15 protein-coding genes are annotated in these 15115 nt (G+C 61.1%); 13 read left to right on the forward strand and 2 right to left on the reverse strand.

All coding sequences use genetic code 11. The features are described 5' to 3' along the window. Nucleotides 1-21: 21 nt before the first annotated feature. Nucleotides 22-2457, forward strand: a complete 2436-nt coding sequence (locus tag ACRZ94_RS14885) for a GcvT family protein (protein WP_480797686.1) — start codon at nucleotides 22-24, stop codon at nucleotides 2455-2457. A 91-nt stretch (nucleotides 2458-2548) separates the two neighbouring features. Next, a complete protein-coding gene (locus ACRZ94_RS14890) occupies nucleotides 2549-3520 on the forward strand; it encodes a LysR family transcriptional regulator (RefSeq protein ID WP_480797687.1) in 972 nt (323 codons plus the stop codon). Here the strand turns inward: ACRZ94_RS14890 and ACRZ94_RS14895 are convergent. Further along, entirely contained in the window at nucleotides 3517-4542 is a 1026-nt protein-coding gene (locus ACRZ94_RS14895; RefSeq protein ID WP_480797688.1) for a LacI family DNA-binding transcriptional regulator, read from the reverse strand. The two genes, ACRZ94_RS14890 and ACRZ94_RS14895, sit on opposite strands and share 4 nt — an antisense overlap. A gap of 138 nt (nucleotides 4543-4680) precedes the next feature. Between ACRZ94_RS14895 and ACRZ94_RS14900 the strand changes: the two genes are divergently transcribed. The 11 genes from ACRZ94_RS14900 (at nucleotide 4681) to ACRZ94_RS14950 (ending at nucleotide 13663) form a co-directional block, all read left to right on the forward strand. After that, entirely contained in the window at nucleotides 4681-4866 is a 186-nt protein-coding gene (locus ACRZ94_RS14900; protein ID WP_480654677.1) for a hypothetical protein, read from the forward strand. A gap of 24 nt (nucleotides 4867-4890) precedes the next feature. Continuing rightward, nucleotides 4891-6036, forward strand: coding sequence for a TRAP transporter substrate-binding protein (locus ACRZ94_RS14905; protein ID WP_480654679.1), 1146 nt, complete (start codon nucleotides 4891-4893; stop codon nucleotides 6034-6036). An 84-nt stretch (nucleotides 6037-6120) separates the two neighbouring features. Next, nucleotides 6121-6633 (forward strand): TRAP transporter small permease, encoded by a 513-nt coding sequence (locus ACRZ94_RS14910; protein ID WP_480654681.1) that lies wholly within the window; start codon nucleotides 6121-6123, stop codon nucleotides 6631-6633. Between the two features lie 11 nt (nucleotides 6634-6644). Continuing rightward, nucleotides 6645-7973: a TRAP transporter large permease gene (locus ACRZ94_RS14915; RefSeq protein WP_480654683.1), complete on the forward strand. Its 1329-nt coding sequence runs from the start codon at nucleotides 6645-6647 to the stop codon at nucleotides 7971-7973. A 12-nt stretch (nucleotides 7974-7985) separates the two neighbouring features. Continuing rightward, nucleotides 7986-9293: a histidinol dehydrogenase gene (gene hisD / locus ACRZ94_RS14920; RefSeq protein WP_480797689.1), complete on the forward strand. Its 1308-nt coding sequence runs from the start codon at nucleotides 7986-7988 to the stop codon at nucleotides 9291-9293. Then, on the forward strand, nucleotides 9286-10047 hold the full coding sequence (locus tag ACRZ94_RS14925) for an SDR family NAD(P)-dependent oxidoreductase (protein ID WP_480797690.1): 762 nt from the start codon (nucleotides 9286-9288) through the stop codon (nucleotides 10045-10047). The genes hisD and ACRZ94_RS14925 overlap by 8 nt, the downstream gene beginning before the upstream one ends. Further along, a complete protein-coding gene (locus ACRZ94_RS14930; RefSeq protein ID WP_480797691.1) occupies nucleotides 10044-11024 on the forward strand; it encodes a zinc-dependent alcohol dehydrogenase in 981 nt (326 codons plus the stop codon). Before ACRZ94_RS14925 ends, ACRZ94_RS14930 begins: the two co-directional genes overlap by 4 nt. Nucleotides 11025-11047: 23 nt before the next feature. After that, nucleotides 11048-11458: a universal stress protein gene (locus ACRZ94_RS14935; RefSeq protein ID WP_480797692.1), complete on the forward strand. Its 411-nt coding sequence runs from the start codon at nucleotides 11048-11050 to the stop codon at nucleotides 11456-11458. A 47-nt stretch (nucleotides 11459-11505) separates the two neighbouring features. After that, a complete protein-coding gene (comD, locus tag ACRZ94_RS14940) occupies nucleotides 11506-12012 on the forward strand; it encodes a sulfopyruvate decarboxylase subunit alpha (RefSeq protein WP_480654693.1) in 507 nt (168 codons plus the stop codon). After that, entirely contained in the window at nucleotides 12009-12563 is a 555-nt protein-coding gene (gene comE / locus ACRZ94_RS14945; protein WP_480797693.1) for a sulfopyruvate decarboxylase subunit beta, read from the forward strand. Before comD ends, comE begins: the two co-directional genes overlap by 4 nt. Beyond that, nucleotides 12563-13663: an alpha-hydroxy acid oxidase gene (locus tag ACRZ94_RS14950; protein WP_480797694.1), complete on the forward strand. Its 1101-nt coding sequence runs from the start codon at nucleotides 12563-12565 to the stop codon at nucleotides 13661-13663. Before comE ends, ACRZ94_RS14950 begins: the two co-directional genes overlap by 1 nt. 90 nt (nucleotides 13664-13753) lie before the next feature. Here the strand turns inward: ACRZ94_RS14950 and ACRZ94_RS14955 are convergent, their stop codons facing one another. After that, a complete protein-coding gene (locus ACRZ94_RS14955) occupies nucleotides 13754-14830 on the reverse strand; it encodes a DUF2793 domain-containing protein (RefSeq protein WP_480654699.1) in 1077 nt (358 codons plus the stop codon). Nucleotides 14831-15115: the final 285 nt, after the last annotated feature.

Genomic DNA, 15115 nt, shown 5'->3' on the forward strand with positions numbered 1-15115 from the left:
AGACCAAAGGGAGCAGAGCCAATGAAGTCACGCACCAAAGCCGTTGTGATCGGTGGAGGGATCGCCGGGTGTTCAACCCTGTACCACCTGACGCAGGAAGGGTGGACAGATGTTGTTCTGGTGGAACGGAACGAGCTGACCTCGGGCACGACATGGCATTCTGCGGCGCAGGTGACGAATTTCGGCATGAACCAGACGATGGTGGGGCTGAAGTCACACTCGATCCGGCTGTATAAGGAACTGGCCGAAGATCCCGACTATCCGATCAACTACCACCACGGCGATGGGGGGATCCGTCTGGCCAATACCGAGGCACAGATGCAGGGCTATCGCCACTTTGCCTCGATGGCGCGAGGCATGGATGTGCATTTTGAGGTGATCGATGCGCAGGAATGCGCGCGGCGGCATCCGTTGATTTCGACCGACAACCTGATCGGCGGGCTTTGGGACCCGCTGGATGGTGACATCGATCCCGCACAGCTGTGTCAGGTCTTAGCCCGCCGCGCCCGCAAAGCTGGGGCCGAGGTTTATCGTAACACCCCCGTCACCGCCCTGACTCAGCACAGCGACGACACGTGGACCGTGCATACCGAACATGGCGATATTGACTGTGATGTTGTAGTCAATGCCTGCGGATACCGCGTGAATGAGGTCGGCGCGATGATGGGGGTGCATCATCCCGTCGCCTCGATGGAGCATCAGTATTTCCTGACCGAGGAAATCCCGGCCATCCGCGATGCGGGTCACCGCATGCCCCTGCTGCGCTGCCCGATCAGCGACTATTACTGTCGGCAGGAAAAGAACGGGCTGCTGCTGGGGTTTTACGAACAGAATTGCAAGACCTGGGGCATGGACGGGATCGATCCGAATTTCGTCAATGCGCTGTGCCCCGACGATCTGGATCGAGTGACCGACGTGTTGGAGGGCGCTTTTGCCCGCATGCCCGCCCTGATGGAGGTCGGGGTTCACACCGTGGTCAATGGCCCGATCACCTATACGATCGACGGCGCGCCGCTGGTCGGGCCGATCCCCGGAAAGCGCAACGCGTTTTGTATCATCGGCCTGCGGGCGGGCTTGGGCGAAGGCGGTGGGCATGGCTGGCTATTGGCGCAGCAGATCGTGCATGGCGAGGCGTGCTATGACACATGGTGCCTTGATCCGCGTCGGTTTACCGGTCATGCGAATGTGGAACTGACCGCGCTGAAAGCCATCGAAGATTATCAGAATGAGTTCCGTTTTCACTTTCCCCATGAACACCGCCCTGCCGGACGACCGGCGAAGACGACGCCTCTGACCCCTGTTCTGTCGGCTGAGGGCGCCGAGTTCACGGTGGTCAACGGGTGGGAGAGGGTGGACTACATCAAGCCCTCGTCCGAATTCACGCCGTCGCTCAGTTTCGATTTTGACGAAACCTTTGATCTGATCGCGGCTGAGGTTGCCAATGTTCGCGATGGCGTCGGGCTGGCCGAGGTCAACGGCTTCAACCGGATTGAGATCACCGGCGCGGACCGGCACAGTTTTCTGGATCGGATGTTTTGTGGCACCGTCACGCGGCGGAGTGGTCGGGTTGGTCTGGGTTATCTGCTGAACCACCACGGCATGATCAAGGCCGAGGCCACCGTTGCCAACCTGCCCGCCAGTGACCGGGGGTCCGAGAGGGTCTGGTACGGGTCAGCGGCGGCCAGTGAATTCCACGATATGGACTGGCTGGCCCGACATATCCGCGTGGGCGAAGACGTGCAGTTGCGCAGTCTGACCAATGACCAGACCATCCTGATCCTTGCTGGCCCGAAATCGCGCGAAGTTCTGTCGGCCTGCGCCCGCGGTGATTGGTCCGCGCGGTCGTTCCCATGGCTCAGCCTGCGCGAATGCTATGTCGGGTTTGCCCCGGCCACGGTGATGGCTGTCAGCTTTTCCGGGGAACTTGCCTATGAGATTCATGTCCCCAACGCCTCGCTTTACGCGGCCTATCTGGCGCTTCGGCAGGCAGGCGAGGCGCACGGGCTAAAACTGTTTGGCGCCCGCGCGGTCGAGTCCATGCGGATGGAGAAGAGCTTTCTGCACTGGAAGTCAGACCTGATCACGGAGTTTGATCCCCTTGAAACCGGTCTGGCGCGCTTTGTGAAGCTGGACAAGAGAGATTTCATCGGGCGCGATGCGCTGCTGAAACGGCACGCCGAAGGCCCGCGCAAAAAGCTGGTCGCCCTGCAGGTTCACGCAACAGACCGGCCCGCCCACCCCGGCGCGTCGCTGATGCAGGGTGGTCAGGTGGTTGGCACTGTCACCTCGGGCGATTGGGGGCATCGAACCGGCCTGAACCTTGCGCATGCCTTTGTCGATCTAGCTCTGGCCGAGGTCGGAACTGAAATCGAGCTGGATTCCTGCGGCCAAATGGTGCGCGCCACGGTCATTCCCCCTTCGCCTTATGATCCCGGATTTGAACGGATGAGAGCCTGATTTCCGTCTCTCTGGCGAAGTTCCCCATTGCCGCAGGCCAAAAACTCTGCTTGGCTCCGTTTCGAAGAAATCGAAACAATGGGTGAGGTCCGTGTCGAAGTCTCTTAGCCTGCGCTGGCTGGAAGTGTTCCGGCTGGTCGCCAAATCGGGATCAATTCAACAAGTCGCCTCCGAAACCGGTTTGTCGATCAGTACCGTGTCCAATCACCTGCGCAGCCTTGAAAGCGCGCTGGGGGTCGAACTGGTCGACCACGGACGCCGACCGATGGGCCTGACACCAGCGGGTGAGGTCTTTGCCCGCTATGTGCGCGACGGGCTGACCGTGTTGAAGCGGGGCGAGGCTGAAATACGGTCAGGCAACTGGCAACATGCAACCGATCTGCGCCTGGCTCTGATCGATGATTTCGACAATCAGATCGCCCCCGATCTGTTCCGTTTTCTGGCGCAGGCCCTGCCGCGCTGCAGCTTTCGCCATTACACTCGCCCCAGCCATGAAATTATCGCCAATCTGCAGGAACATAAGCTGGATGCCGGGGTCGCCACGCGCCCCTCGGAACGGACCGAAGGTCTGATCGAATACCCGCTGATGCGCGATCCGTTCATCGTGATTTTGCCCAACTCTTACCATGGCGCGCCCGAAGATCTGTTCAAGCCCGACGCGGAACTGCCCTTGCTGCGCTATTCGCGGGATTACATGATCGGCAAACAGATTGAGATTCAGCTGACCCGCAGCAAATACAACCTGCCCAACCGGTTCGAGATGGAGTGCAACCACTCGATCATCGGGTTGGTGGCCGAGGGCAGCGGCTGGGCGATCACGACAGCCGCCTGTTTCCACCGCGCCCAACGGTTCCACGACAGCGTCAAGGCCATCCCGTTTCCGGGGCGCAACTTTGTGCGGACGGTGTCGCTGTTCACGACCGAGGTGTATCCCGAAACGACCTCAAAGCTGATCCAGAAGGTGATGACTCAGCTGATCCGGCAGCATTTTACCGACCCGATGGGAAACAGCCACAACTGGCTGAGGACCGATTTCCGCACTATGGAGGCCGAGGCCGCCTAGGGCGTGGCCGGCGGTCCGAGCGATTGACGGTCGACAATATGCGTGGTCAATCTCGCGCCCGTTCCGTCCGACTGCTTTTCCAGCATCGAAACCAGTTCCAGAGCTGCCCTGCGCCCCATTTCCCGATGCGGAACGTGAACGGTTGTCAGGGCGGGTAAGGCAATGCGTGCCAGCTCAATATCATCGAACCCGGTGATCGACACATCCCGCGGCACGTTCAGCCCCAGTTCGCGCGCCCGATGCAGGGCCCCCACGGCTAGAACATCGTTGCCGCACAGAATCGCGGTGGGCCGAACGCCCTGCGACATCAATGTGTCAAACGCCGCAGTGCCGTTTTCGATTTCATAGGGCGTTTCGATGATTGTCAGGTCCGATGGCGACATGCCTTGGCGAAAGATCGCATCCTCAATCCCTTTGATCCGCAGCCGCGCGCGATCATTGCCCTCGCGAATGCCCGAGATCACCCCGATCCGTCGGTGCCCCAGCCCGATCACACGATCTGCCAGCTCAGCCATGGCGGCGCGGTTGTCAAACCCGACCGACGGCAATTGCGCATCCGGCAGAAACGACCACGCGATCAGGGCGGGGATTTTCCGGCGCTCAAGCTCCTGATAAATCTGCGGGTCGCGGTCATGGCCGATCAGCAGCAACGCGTCCGCCCCGCGCGCGATGAGGGTTCGGATTTGTTCTTCCTCGATCTCGGGTTTGTAGGCCGAGCTTGAGACCAGCAGCGTGTATCCGTGTGCGTGCAACTCTTCCTGAAACGCCTGCAGACCACGGGCAAAGATCGCGTTTTCCATGGTTGGGATGATGGCCCCGATGGTCAGGCTGCGTTTGGCCGCCATCACCCGCGCGGCAAAGTTGGGCATATACCCCAGCGCATCCACAGCAGACTGAACCCGCTGGCGCGTCGCTTCGACCACCCGGTCAGGAGAGTTCAGACAGCGCGACACGGTTGCGGTCGAAACTCCGGCCATTTTGGCAACATCATCCAGCGTCGGTGCCGTTCGAAGTTTTGACATTCTCAAACCTGCCATTTGCATTTGCCTATAAGTGTAGACGCAATGGGGGCTTTATGAAAGCAAATATGTAAGCGCTTGCATTTTGCATGTAAGCGCTTACAAATGACCTTGGACCGAATCTTGGGAGAGTCCGGGAAAATGTTTCTGACCGCATCCATCATCGTCTTCGTGATCTACTTTGCGAATGTTGCAATGGGGGCTTTTGCGGGCGGCGCGTTTCTTGGCGATGTCGGAGAAATGTTGGTCCTGTTCGCGGCGTCGATCCTGTTCGTTGTCGCAATTCTGAAAAAGGAGGCTGACCGCGACGCAGAAAGCGACAGCTGACTTTTTTGCTTGGGAGGGCAATCAATGAATGACGACAGAACTGAACTGGCCTCGGCAGAGCGCCGCAACTTTCTGAAACTCAGCGCTACGGGTGCATTTACGGCGGCGTTGGTTGCCGGGGCGGGGGGCGTGTTGTGGTCGTCCGAGGCCGCAGCGCAGACCGCCAAGGAAGAAAGCGAGCGTGAAAAGGCCGCCGACCACGTGATGACCATCGCCACGGCCTATGTGCTGGGCGCGTCGCGCAGCTATCCGATCATGCAGCTGGACCTGAAGGAAAACATCCAGAACGCCACGAACGGCAAAGTCTATGTGAAACTGGCGCCGGGTGGTCAGCTGGGTGCGGGCGGATCGCTGGTGCAAAAGGTTCAGGGCGGCACCATTCAGGCGGCTCAGCATTCGCTGTCGAATTTCGCGCCCTTTGCGTCGACCGTTGACCTGATCAACATGCCGTATCTGTGCGGCTCGAACCAGAAATTCACTAATCTTGTGACCTCCGACACATGGAAGAACGAAGTGCACCCCAAGGTCGAGGCCGCCGGGTTCAAGGCGCTGTTCTATGTGGTGATCGACCCGCGCGTGGTTGCGGTGCGTCAGGGCGGCAACGCCATTATTACGCCAGCCGACATGAGCGGTGTGAAATTCCGCGTTCCGGGTTCCAAGATGTTGCAGCAATATTACCGTATGGCGGGCGCGAACCCGACGCCGGTTGCCTGGGGTGAGACGCCCTCGGCCATCAAGCAGGGTGTGGCGGATGCGCTCGATCCCTCGGTGGGCGCGCTGTTTGTGTTCGGCTTCAAGGACATCCTCAGCCACGTGACCTTCACGCAGGCGGTGCCGGACAGTCAGGTCTATTCCTGTAACCTGGAGTGGTTCAACTCGATGCCCGCCGATGTGCAGGAAGGCATCATGTGGGGTGCGGAAATGACCAGCCATCAGAACCTGGCCAAAGTGCCGTCGGCCCGCGCCTATGCGATGGCCGAGCTGAACAAGGCAGGGGTCGAGTTCCATTCGCTCAGTTCCGATCAACTGGCCGAATGGGAAAGCGTCGGTGGCTATCAGAACGCCGAATGGGATCCGTTCAAGACCGAACTCGCCGGATCGATGGATGCGTTCGAAAAACTGGTCGAGGCCGCAGGTACGCAGGGCAAATACTACGTCCACGACGCCTGATCGCCCGCCACAACCTCATGCAGTCAGGCCGGTAAACGCCCGGACCAGAAGGCGCGCCTGACTGCCCGCACGCCGAGGGAACAGATGACCCTACTTCAAAACATAGACCGCAATGCCGAGCGCTGGCTGCTGCTGGTGTTCTACGTGATGCTGGTCATCACCATGGCCATCGAGGTCCTTCGGCGCGAGATTTTTGCATTCTCGTCGATCTGGGGCGAAGAGATCGTCCGCTATTCCTTTATCTACCTTGCGTGGATCGGCGCTGCGGCGGCGGTCAAGGAACGCGCCCATATTCGCATCGACGTGATCATGCACTACCTCGGGCCGCGCCCCAAGGCGCTGCTGTATATCTTTGGCGATCTGGTGATGTTCGGTGTGGCGGTCATTGCGCTCTACTGGTCCTATGAGGCGGTGCATGTCTCGGCCAAGTTCGGATCGGTCACGGATGGGTTGCGGGTGTCAAAGGTCTGGTTCCTGATGGCCGTGCCCACCGGTTTTGCGTTGATGATCTGGCGGCTGATCCAGTCCCTGATGCGCGATCTGAAATGCCTGAGGGAGGGCAAGCCCGTCTTCGAAGGCGACAAGCTGTTTGACTGAGGGAGATCACGATGCTTTGGGGTTCCCTCAATCAAACTGTTGAACTGGGTTGGGATTTCTACCTGCCTGTCATCCTGTTCGTTGGCCTGATTGCGCTGGCCGTGCCCGTCTGGGCCGCCATCGGCACAGCGGCCATCGTCATGCTGGTCATGTCCGGCGACCTGCCGCTGAGCCTTGTGGGCGAAAGCCTGTTCACTGGTATCGACGCCTTTGCCCTGACCGCCGTGCCGCTGTTCATCCTGACGGGCGACGTTCTGGTCCGCACTGGCCTGTCGCGCAAGTTTCTGGACGTGGCCGAGGCGCTGACCTGTTTTGCCAAGGGCGGTTTCGGATCGGCTACGGTTCTGGTCTGTGGCATGTTCGCCGCGATCTCGGGTTCGGACGCCGCGGGCGCGGCTGCTGTGGGTCGGATGACCATCAACCGACTGGTCGAAAGCGGCTATCCCCGCCCCTATGCCTGTGCGCTGGTGGCCGCCGGGGCCTGTACCGGCATCCTGATCCCGCCCTCGATCGCCTATATCATCATCGGTCTTGTGCTGGGGATTTCGGCATCCACGCTGTTTCTGGCCGCGCTGATCCCCGGTCTGGCCATTCTGATCTCGATCCTTGTGACCAACATTATCATGAACCGCATCTACGCCTATGAGGGCGGTGGCATGATGACGATGGGCGAATGGCTGGCCAATCTGGGCAAAGCGCTGAAATCCGGCTGGTATGCGTTCATCGTGCCGGGGATCATCTTCTACGGCATCTTCTCGGGCCGCCTGACGCCGACCGAGGCGGGCGCGACCGCCGTGGTCGTCACCATCATCATGGGCTTCATCCTGCGCACGCTGACACTGGCTGATTTCCCGTCGATGCTGGTGAGTTCGGCCAAGGTGAACGGGGTGATCCTGCCGATCATCGCCTTTTCGGCCCCGCTGGCCGAGGCGCTGGCGATCATGGGCGTGCCGCAGGGTTTTGTGACTGCCGTGACTTCGATGACCGATGATCCGTATCTGCTGATCCTGCTGATGATCGGCATCCTGATCGCCGCGGGTTGTGTCATGGAGACGACACCGAATATCGTGATCCTTGCTCCGATCCTGAAACCGCTGGCGGACAACATCGGCATGAATGAGATCCAGTTCTGCATCATGATGATCACCGCGTTGGGTGTGGGCTTTATCACCCCGCCGCTGGGGCTGAACCTGTTCGTCGTCTCGGGCATCACGGGCGAGTCCATCCTCAAGATCGCGGCCCGCGCCGTGCCCTTTGTTCTGACCATGCTGATCGTGGTGATCCTGATCGCCTATGTGCCTGCGGTGTCGACCACTTTGCTTCCTGAAATCTACCAATAGGACCTGCTGACTATGCCCCGTGACTATCTCAAAAAGGCGACTTTGACGGCGCAATCTCATGCCACTGAGGTGCATGATACGGTCAAGACCATCCTGGCCGATATTGAGGCAGGAGGCGATGCCAAGGCGCTGGAATATGCCGCCAAGTTCGACAAGTTCGAGGGCAACGTCCTGATGACCCAGGACGAGATCGACGCCGCTATCGCGCTGGTGCCCGAGAAGCTGAAGGAAGACATCCGCTTTGCTCATGACAACGTGCGCCGCTTTGCCGAAACGCAGAAGGCCACCGTGTCGGATGTTCAGATGGAGATCGTGCCGGGCTTTGTCGCCGGTCAAAAGGCGATCCCGGTGGATGCGGCGGGATGCTATGTGCCCGGCGGGCGCTACAGCCATATCGCCAGCGCGATCATGACTGTGACGACGGCCAAGGTGGCCGGGTGCCGCCACATCACCGCCTGTTCTCCGCCCCGACCGGGCGAGGGGGTCGCGCCCGCAATTGTCTATGCCGCGCATATCTGCGGCGCTGACAGCATTCTGGCCATGGGTGGTGTTCAGGGCGTGGCGGCGATGACCTATGGCTTGTTTGGTTTGCCGCGTGCAAACATCCTTGTCGGCCCCGGCAATCAGTTCGTGGCCGAGGCCAAGCGCATTCTCTACGGCAAGGTCGGCATCGACATGATCGCAGGCCCGACCGACAGTCTGATCCTGGCCGACAGCAGCGCCGACGCGCATGTGGTGGCCACCGATCTGGTCAGTCAGGCCGAGCATGGCTACAACTCGCCCGTCTGGCTGGTGACGGATGATCGCGCGCTGGCGCAAAAGGTGATGGAGCTGGTGCCATCGCTGATCGACGATCTGCCCGAGCTGAACCGCGAAAACGCCGCCGCCGCGTGGCGGGACTATGCCGAGGTTATCGTGTGTTCCGACCGCGAAGAAATGGCCGCCTGTTCCGACGAATACGCCCCCGAACATCTGACTGTTCAGGCCGATGATCTGGATTGGTGGCTGGACCGGCTGACCTGCTATGGTTCGTTGTTTCTGGGCGAAGAGACGACCGTATCCTATGGCGACAAGGCCACCGGCACCAACCACGTACTGCCGACCTCGGGCGCGGCCAGCTATACGGGCGGGCTGAGCGTGCATAAATACATGAAGATCGTCACCTGGCAGCGTGCCACGCGCGAAGGCTCAAAATCCATTGCCGTGGCGACCGCGCGGATTTCACGGCTGGAAGGGATGGAGGGGCATGCCCGCGCCGCCGATGTGCGTCTGGCCAAGTATTTCCCCGACGAACAGTTCGACCTGACCGCAGATGGATGACCCCAGACAGCTTTTTGACCTGACGGGGCGGGTGGCCTGTATCACCGGGGCCAGTTCTGGTCTGGGTCGTCGGGTGGCTGTGACGCTGGCCGCTGCTGGTGCGCGCGTGATCGGCGTGGCCCGCCGCGCCGCGGCTTTGGCCGACCTGCAGGACGAACTGGGAGAGGCGGCCGATACCGTCATCGCCGATGTTGCGGATCGGTCCGGCATGGATGCGCTTGTCGCGCGGGTTGGGGCCAAATTCGGCCCGCCGGACATTCTTGTTCATGCGGCGGGCATAAACACCCGCGAGGCGGCGGATGATGTTTCGGCCGAAGGGTGGGATGCGACCGTGGCGCTGAACCTCAGCGCGCCGTTCTTCCTGAGCCAGGCGATGGTGCCCGCGATGAAGCAGCGTGGCTGGGGGCGGATCGTGAATTTCGCATCCCTGCAAACCACGCGCGCCTTTCCCGGTGGCATCGCCTATGGCGCGACAAAGGCAGGCATAGGCCAACTGACCCGCGCCATGGCCGAAGCGTGGTCCCCTCACGGCATCACCGCCAACGCCATCGGGCCGGGGTTCTTTCCGACCGAGCTGACGCAAGCCGTATTCGATGACCCCGACCGCGCGGCCCGCAACGCCGCCCAGACCTGTATCCAGCGAAACGGGCGGCTGGAAGACATTGACGGGCCGATCCTGTTTTTGTGCTCAAGTGCCTCGGATTATGTCACCGGGCAGGTGCTGATGGTTGACGGGGGGTTCACGGCGAAATGAAGGCGCTGGTTTATGAAGCTGTGGAACAAGTGGCGTTTCGGGATGTGCCCGACACCCACCCGCGCGACGGTGAGCATCTGATCCGGGTCGAGGCCGTTGGCATTTGCGGCTCGGACATGCACGCCTTTCTGGGCCACGACGCGCGCCGCCCAGCCCCGCTTATTCTGGGGCATGAGGCGGCCGGGATCATCGTCGGAGGCCCGCGCGACGGGGTGCGGGTGACGATCAATCCGCTGGTCACCTGTGGCACATGTGCGGCCTGTCTGGCAGGGCGCGAGAACCTGTGCCCGACGCGCCAGATCATCTCGATGCCGCCGCGCGAAGGGGCCTTTGCCCAATATGTCGCCATGCCTGAAACCAATCTGGTTGAGGTGCCGAACCATGTGAGTTTCGCCAAAGCCGCCCTGGCGGAACCGCTGGCCGTGGGCTGGCACGCCGTGCGATTGGGCCTTGAGGCTCTGCACCCGTCAATGGATCGCCGGGCGCTGGTGATCGGCGGCGGGGCCATCGGGGTTGCCGCCGCGCTGGCCTTATCCGCGATGGGGGTCACAGAGGTCGTGATCACCGAGCCCAGCGACCTGCGGCGGGCCTATCTGCAAGATACAGGTGCGTTTCACGTGGTCAGTGCGGTTCAGGATCACTTTCCTCTGGTGATCGACGCGGTGGGGTATTCAGCGACGCGCACCACCGCCTCAGACCTGGTGCAGCCGGGGGGCGTGATCGTGCATGTCGGGCTGGGCGAAGACGCCGGAGGGCTGGATATTCGCCGTATGACCTTGCAGGAGATCACGTTTATCGGCACCTATACTTATACGGCCAAGGATTTCCGCCAAACTGCTCAGGCGATTTTTGACGGCCGTCTGGGTGCGCTCGACTGGATCGAGGAACGCCCCCTCTCGGCAGGATCACAGGCGTTTCGCGACCTGCGCAAGGGGGATGTGGCGGCCCCGAAAGTCATCCTCGCCCCCTGGGGCTAGGCCCGGCAGAAACGGAGGGATGTATGTATAAGAAAATTCTGGTTCCCATGGCCTTGGATCACGGCATTTCCGGGCACACGCTGGAAGTGGCCCGTGCCTTGTCCGCCGCCGGAGCCGAGATCATAGCCCTGCATGTCTATGAGATGCCGCAGGGCTCGGTCAGTGCCTATCTCGACAAGGATATGGTTGCTGACGGCTTTCGCGCGGCTTCGATGCTGCTGCGCGAAAAGACCGAAGGGCTTGAGGGCGTCTCGCCCGAAATCGTCAAGGGGCACACCGCCCGTACCATCATCGACTACGCCAACGAAAACGGGTTCGACTGCATCGTCATCGGTTCACACAAACCGGGGCTGAGCGACTATTTCCTGGGCTCGACCGCATCGCGCGTGGTTCGCCACGCCAGATGTGCCGTGCATGTCCATCGCCAAATCTAACCGCCAATCGCGCGCCTTGCGCCCCAAACAGGACTGACAGACCGCAGATGAATATAGACACAAGGATCACCGACGATCTGGTGGCAAACGGTATTTCGTTTGTCACCACCGTCCCGTGCAAGCAACTGGCCGGGGTCATTGATGAGATTGACCGGCGCGAGGGCATCTACCACATCCCCTCGAACAAGGAAGACGAAGGTATGGGCCTGTGCGCAGGTGCCTGGATGGGCGGCAAGCGCCCCGCCATCATCATGCAGAACACCGCCATCGGGGTAACGATCAACACGCTGGCCACGCTGATCCAGTACTACCGGATGCCGCTGCCCATGCTGATCTCGTATCGCGGAGAGCTGCGCGAACCCATCGCCTGTCAGGTGGAAATGGCCGTGCATACCAAGGCGCTGCTGGCGCAACTGAACATCCCGACCTACCACTTCCACCACCAGCAGGATGTCGAGGAACTGGATGCGATCCTGAAATACACCTTCATGTGCAACAAGCCGGTCGCCATTCTGACCGATGCCAATTTCTGGGGAGGCTATGGCGACCAATGATCCGTTCTGAGATTCTGAAAGAAATCGCCCCGATCCTGCGGGACCAACTGGTGGTCTGCAATATCGGCATCCCCAGCCAGGAACTGCACGCCATCGACGACCAGCCCAGCAATTTCTATATGCTGGGCACCATGGGGTTGGCCTCAAGCATCGGACTGGGGCTGGCGCTGTCGCAACCCAAACCGGTGATCGTGATCGACGGGGATGGTTCGATCCTGACCAATCTGGGCACACTGCCGACCATCGCGAACAACGTGGCGGACAACTACATCCTGCTGATCGTGGATAATGGCTCTTATGGCTCAACCGGGGATCAGCCGACCTATGCCGGACAAAAGACCTCGCTGGCGAAAATGGCTGAGGCAGCAGGGTGCGAGCGGGTGATCGAATGCCAGGCCGAAGACACCGGCCGCGTGCTGCAAGAGGCGCTGGACGCCAAGCAGATGACCATCATCGTCAGCAAATGCGAAAGCGGCAATGCCAAGATGCCGCCGATCACGATGGACCCTGTGGCGATCCGCGACCGGTTCATGAAAGCCGTCGAGGGCTGATGCCGGCCAACACCATCCACAGCGCCGAAGATGCCCGCCGTCTGGCGCAGCGGCGTCTTCCGTGGATGGTGTTCGATTATATTGACGGGGCCGCCGGGCGCGAGGTCGGGGCGGCCCGCAATCGCGCCGCGCTGGATGCGATGACGTTGCAGCCGCGTGTGTTGCGGGATGTAAGCACCCGGTCACTGGCAACGCAGGTTTTTGGCAAACCCGCGCAGCGACCCTTTGGCATCGCGCCGATGGGCATGTGCAACCTGTCTGCGCCAGGCGCCGATCTGATGCTGGCGCGTCTGGCCGCGCGCCATGGGGTGCCGCTGGGGGTGTCGACCGTAGCCTCGACCCCCATGGAGCAGATCATCGAGCAGGCCGAGGGCAACGCCTGGTTCCAGCTATACTTCAGCGGGGACGGTGCGGGGACGCTCAAGCTGGTCGACCGGGCGCGCGCGGCGGGGTACGAGACCTTGGTTCTGACCGTCGATGTCCCCGAGGTCGGCCGCCGCCCGCGAGAGCTGCGCCACGGGTTCAAGATGCCCTTCCGTATCGGGCCGCGTCAGTTCGTGGATTTCGCGCTGCATCCCAGATGGTCTCTGGCGACCTTGAAGGCCGGAAAGCCGCAGATGGGCAATTTTCTGATGGATGGCTACGACTTTGACCGCACGGAAAGCCGGGCAAAGGCAACATGGGATACGCTGGCGCAGCTTCGCGATCGTTGGGATGGGACGCTGGTTGTGAAGGGGATTCTGAACTCTGAGGATGCACTGGCCGCCAAAGAGGCTGGGGCGGATGCCGTTCAGGTCTCAAGCCACGGCGCGCGGCAATTGGACAGCGCCCCGGCGGCGTTTGATGCCTTGCGCCAGATCCGCTCTGCCGTGGGCCATGCGTATCCATTGTTTTACGATAGCGGATTGCTAAGCGGAGAAGATGTCGCCAAGGCCCTGACTGCGGGTGCAGACTTTGTGTTCTTTGGCCGGGTTCTGCAGTTTGCCATGGCCGCAGCGGGCGAGGCGGGTCTGCAGCAGCTTTGGGATGTGTTCAGCCAAGAGCTCAGCATCACAATGGCCCAGATCGGGGTGACGTCGATCAACGAACTGAAACCCTGATCCAACCGCGTGCCCTGCATGCCCATGGGCAAGTTGCGCTTGTGTTCGCGTTTGGGAAAGCCCGGGCTGTGACCCGGGCACTTTGGCCGTTTAGTACCAGCGCCCGATGGCCGTGGCCGTCGCTGCCAATTCAGTTGCATCATTTGCAGTGGACAGGACCGTGTAGCCGACCTGAGTGCCGGTCGGCGCATCAAACCCCATGAACCGGGTGCTTGCACCGCCACTTCCGCCGAGCGCAACGGTTGTTCCGGGGGCGAAGGCCATTGGAAAATCCCAAACTGCCGCGTCGCTGGCGAACAGAGCGCCTTGGGCATTCGTGCAGGCCGTGGCGGGAAGGGCGATAGTGCAGATCTGGGTGCCGTCCGCAAAGCGCACATAATCGCCGTTTGCGTTTGACCCGCGTTCAATAACTGCCCCGGTCGGTACACCACTGGTTTCAGCCACTGCGCCCAGCAGATTGCCCGGGCCATAGCCGTAATCCGCGCGCATCAGGCGGCCGGCTGTCGTGTCGTCTGCGCTGGTCTGAATGGCGGCGCCGCTGGCGATCCCGGACGCAGGATCAAAGCTGAGCGCGTCCGTCCATGTGGCGCCGTCGGGTGAGACCTTGATCGAAAACCCGGTACTGCCTGCCAACCCCATCTCGGCGTGGCCTGTCCAGTTGGACTGGAACAAAAGGGAGGCGGTGTCGCCCGCATCAGCCTTGTTGATCTTGAGCTGATGGCCCGCGCCCTCATGGCTGAGCAATGTTGCAGGGGACCGCACCGACAAACGGTTGGTACTGTCATAGCTGGTCTCAATCCCCAAACCGTCGAGGTTTTGCATCGGAACCGGCGCGTCGACCCAGGCGCTGCCATCCCAGATTTTGATCTGTCCCGCGCTTTCATCCCAGGCGCGCCAGCCAATGCCGGGTGAGACAAAGTGCCAGGCATTGTCGAGCCAGGCCGCCAGCATTCCGGCCTGTCCGCTCCAATCGCCTGTGGCGGCGGCACCCAGCGCGTGCACCTCACCCTGATCCGGGACCGCAGGGGGCGTGGAGGCGTCTGTTGAGGCCACCGTCAATTGCGTGATCAGGTCCAGCTGCCGCAAGGCTTCGTTGTGTGTGACGTGTTTCTGGGCTTGCGAGGGCTGCAGGAACGGAAGGTTCAATCGGGGTGAAGTCTGTGACACGGGCGTCCTCCTAAGGCTGTCGAGTCGGCAATTTGATTGCGCGCCACAGTGCGGTGCCGTGTGTTTACACCCTCTGACCGAAACGAACCCCACGCACACCAATTGATAACCTTTGCAGGCAACAAAAAAAGCCGGAGCGCATCGCACCCCGGCTTGGATTTAAGTGTTTGGATGATCTGCTAAAGCGTTTCGGATTTAACTTGAGACACGAATACCCTGCCACGCCTGCGGCGTTCTCGGGACATTCGTGTCACAGAGTGATTCAGGTAAAACCCGAAACGCTCT

The sequence above is a fragment of the Ruegeria sp. CH10 genome (genome assembly GCF_056537125.1).

Coding starts and splice junctions, on each gene's coding strand:
- ACRZ94_RS14905 (WP_480654679.1), top strand. CDS start 4,891: ATGAATGACGACAGAACTGAACTGGCCTCGGCAGAGCGCCGCAACTTT.
- ACRZ94_RS14935 (WP_480797692.1), top strand. CDS start 11,048: ATGTATAAGAAAATTCTGGTTCCCATGGCCTTGGATCACGGCATTTCC.
- ACRZ94_RS14895 (WP_480797688.1), bottom strand. CDS start 4,542: ATGTCAAAACTTCGAACGGCACCGACGCTGGATGATGTTGCCAAAATG.
- ACRZ94_RS14950 (WP_480797694.1), top strand. CDS start 12,563: ATGCCGGCCAACACCATCCACAGCGCCGAAGATGCCCGCCGTCTGGCG.
- ACRZ94_RS14925 (WP_480797690.1), top strand. CDS start 9,286: ATGGATGACCCCAGACAGCTTTTTGACCTGACGGGGCGGGTGGCCTGT.
- ACRZ94_RS14910 (WP_480654681.1), top strand. CDS start 6,121: ATGACCCTACTTCAAAACATAGACCGCAATGCCGAGCGCTGGCTGCTG.
- comE (WP_480797693.1), top strand. CDS start 12,009: ATGATCCGTTCTGAGATTCTGAAAGAAATCGCCCCGATCCTGCGGGAC.
- ACRZ94_RS14930 (WP_480797691.1), top strand. CDS start 10,044: ATGAAGGCGCTGGTTTATGAAGCTGTGGAACAAGTGGCGTTTCGGGAT.
- ACRZ94_RS14900 (WP_480654677.1), top strand. CDS start 4,681: ATGTTTCTGACCGCATCCATCATCGTCTTCGTGATCTACTTTGCGAAT.
- ACRZ94_RS14885 (WP_480797686.1), top strand. CDS start 22: ATGAAGTCACGCACCAAAGCCGTTGTGATCGGTGGAGGGATCGCCGGG.
- ACRZ94_RS14915 (WP_480654683.1), top strand. CDS start 6,645: ATGCTTTGGGGTTCCCTCAATCAAACTGTTGAACTGGGTTGGGATTTC.
- hisD (WP_480797689.1), top strand. CDS start 7,986: ATGCCCCGTGACTATCTCAAAAAGGCGACTTTGACGGCGCAATCTCAT.
- comD (WP_480654693.1), top strand. CDS start 11,506: ATGAATATAGACACAAGGATCACCGACGATCTGGTGGCAAACGGTATT.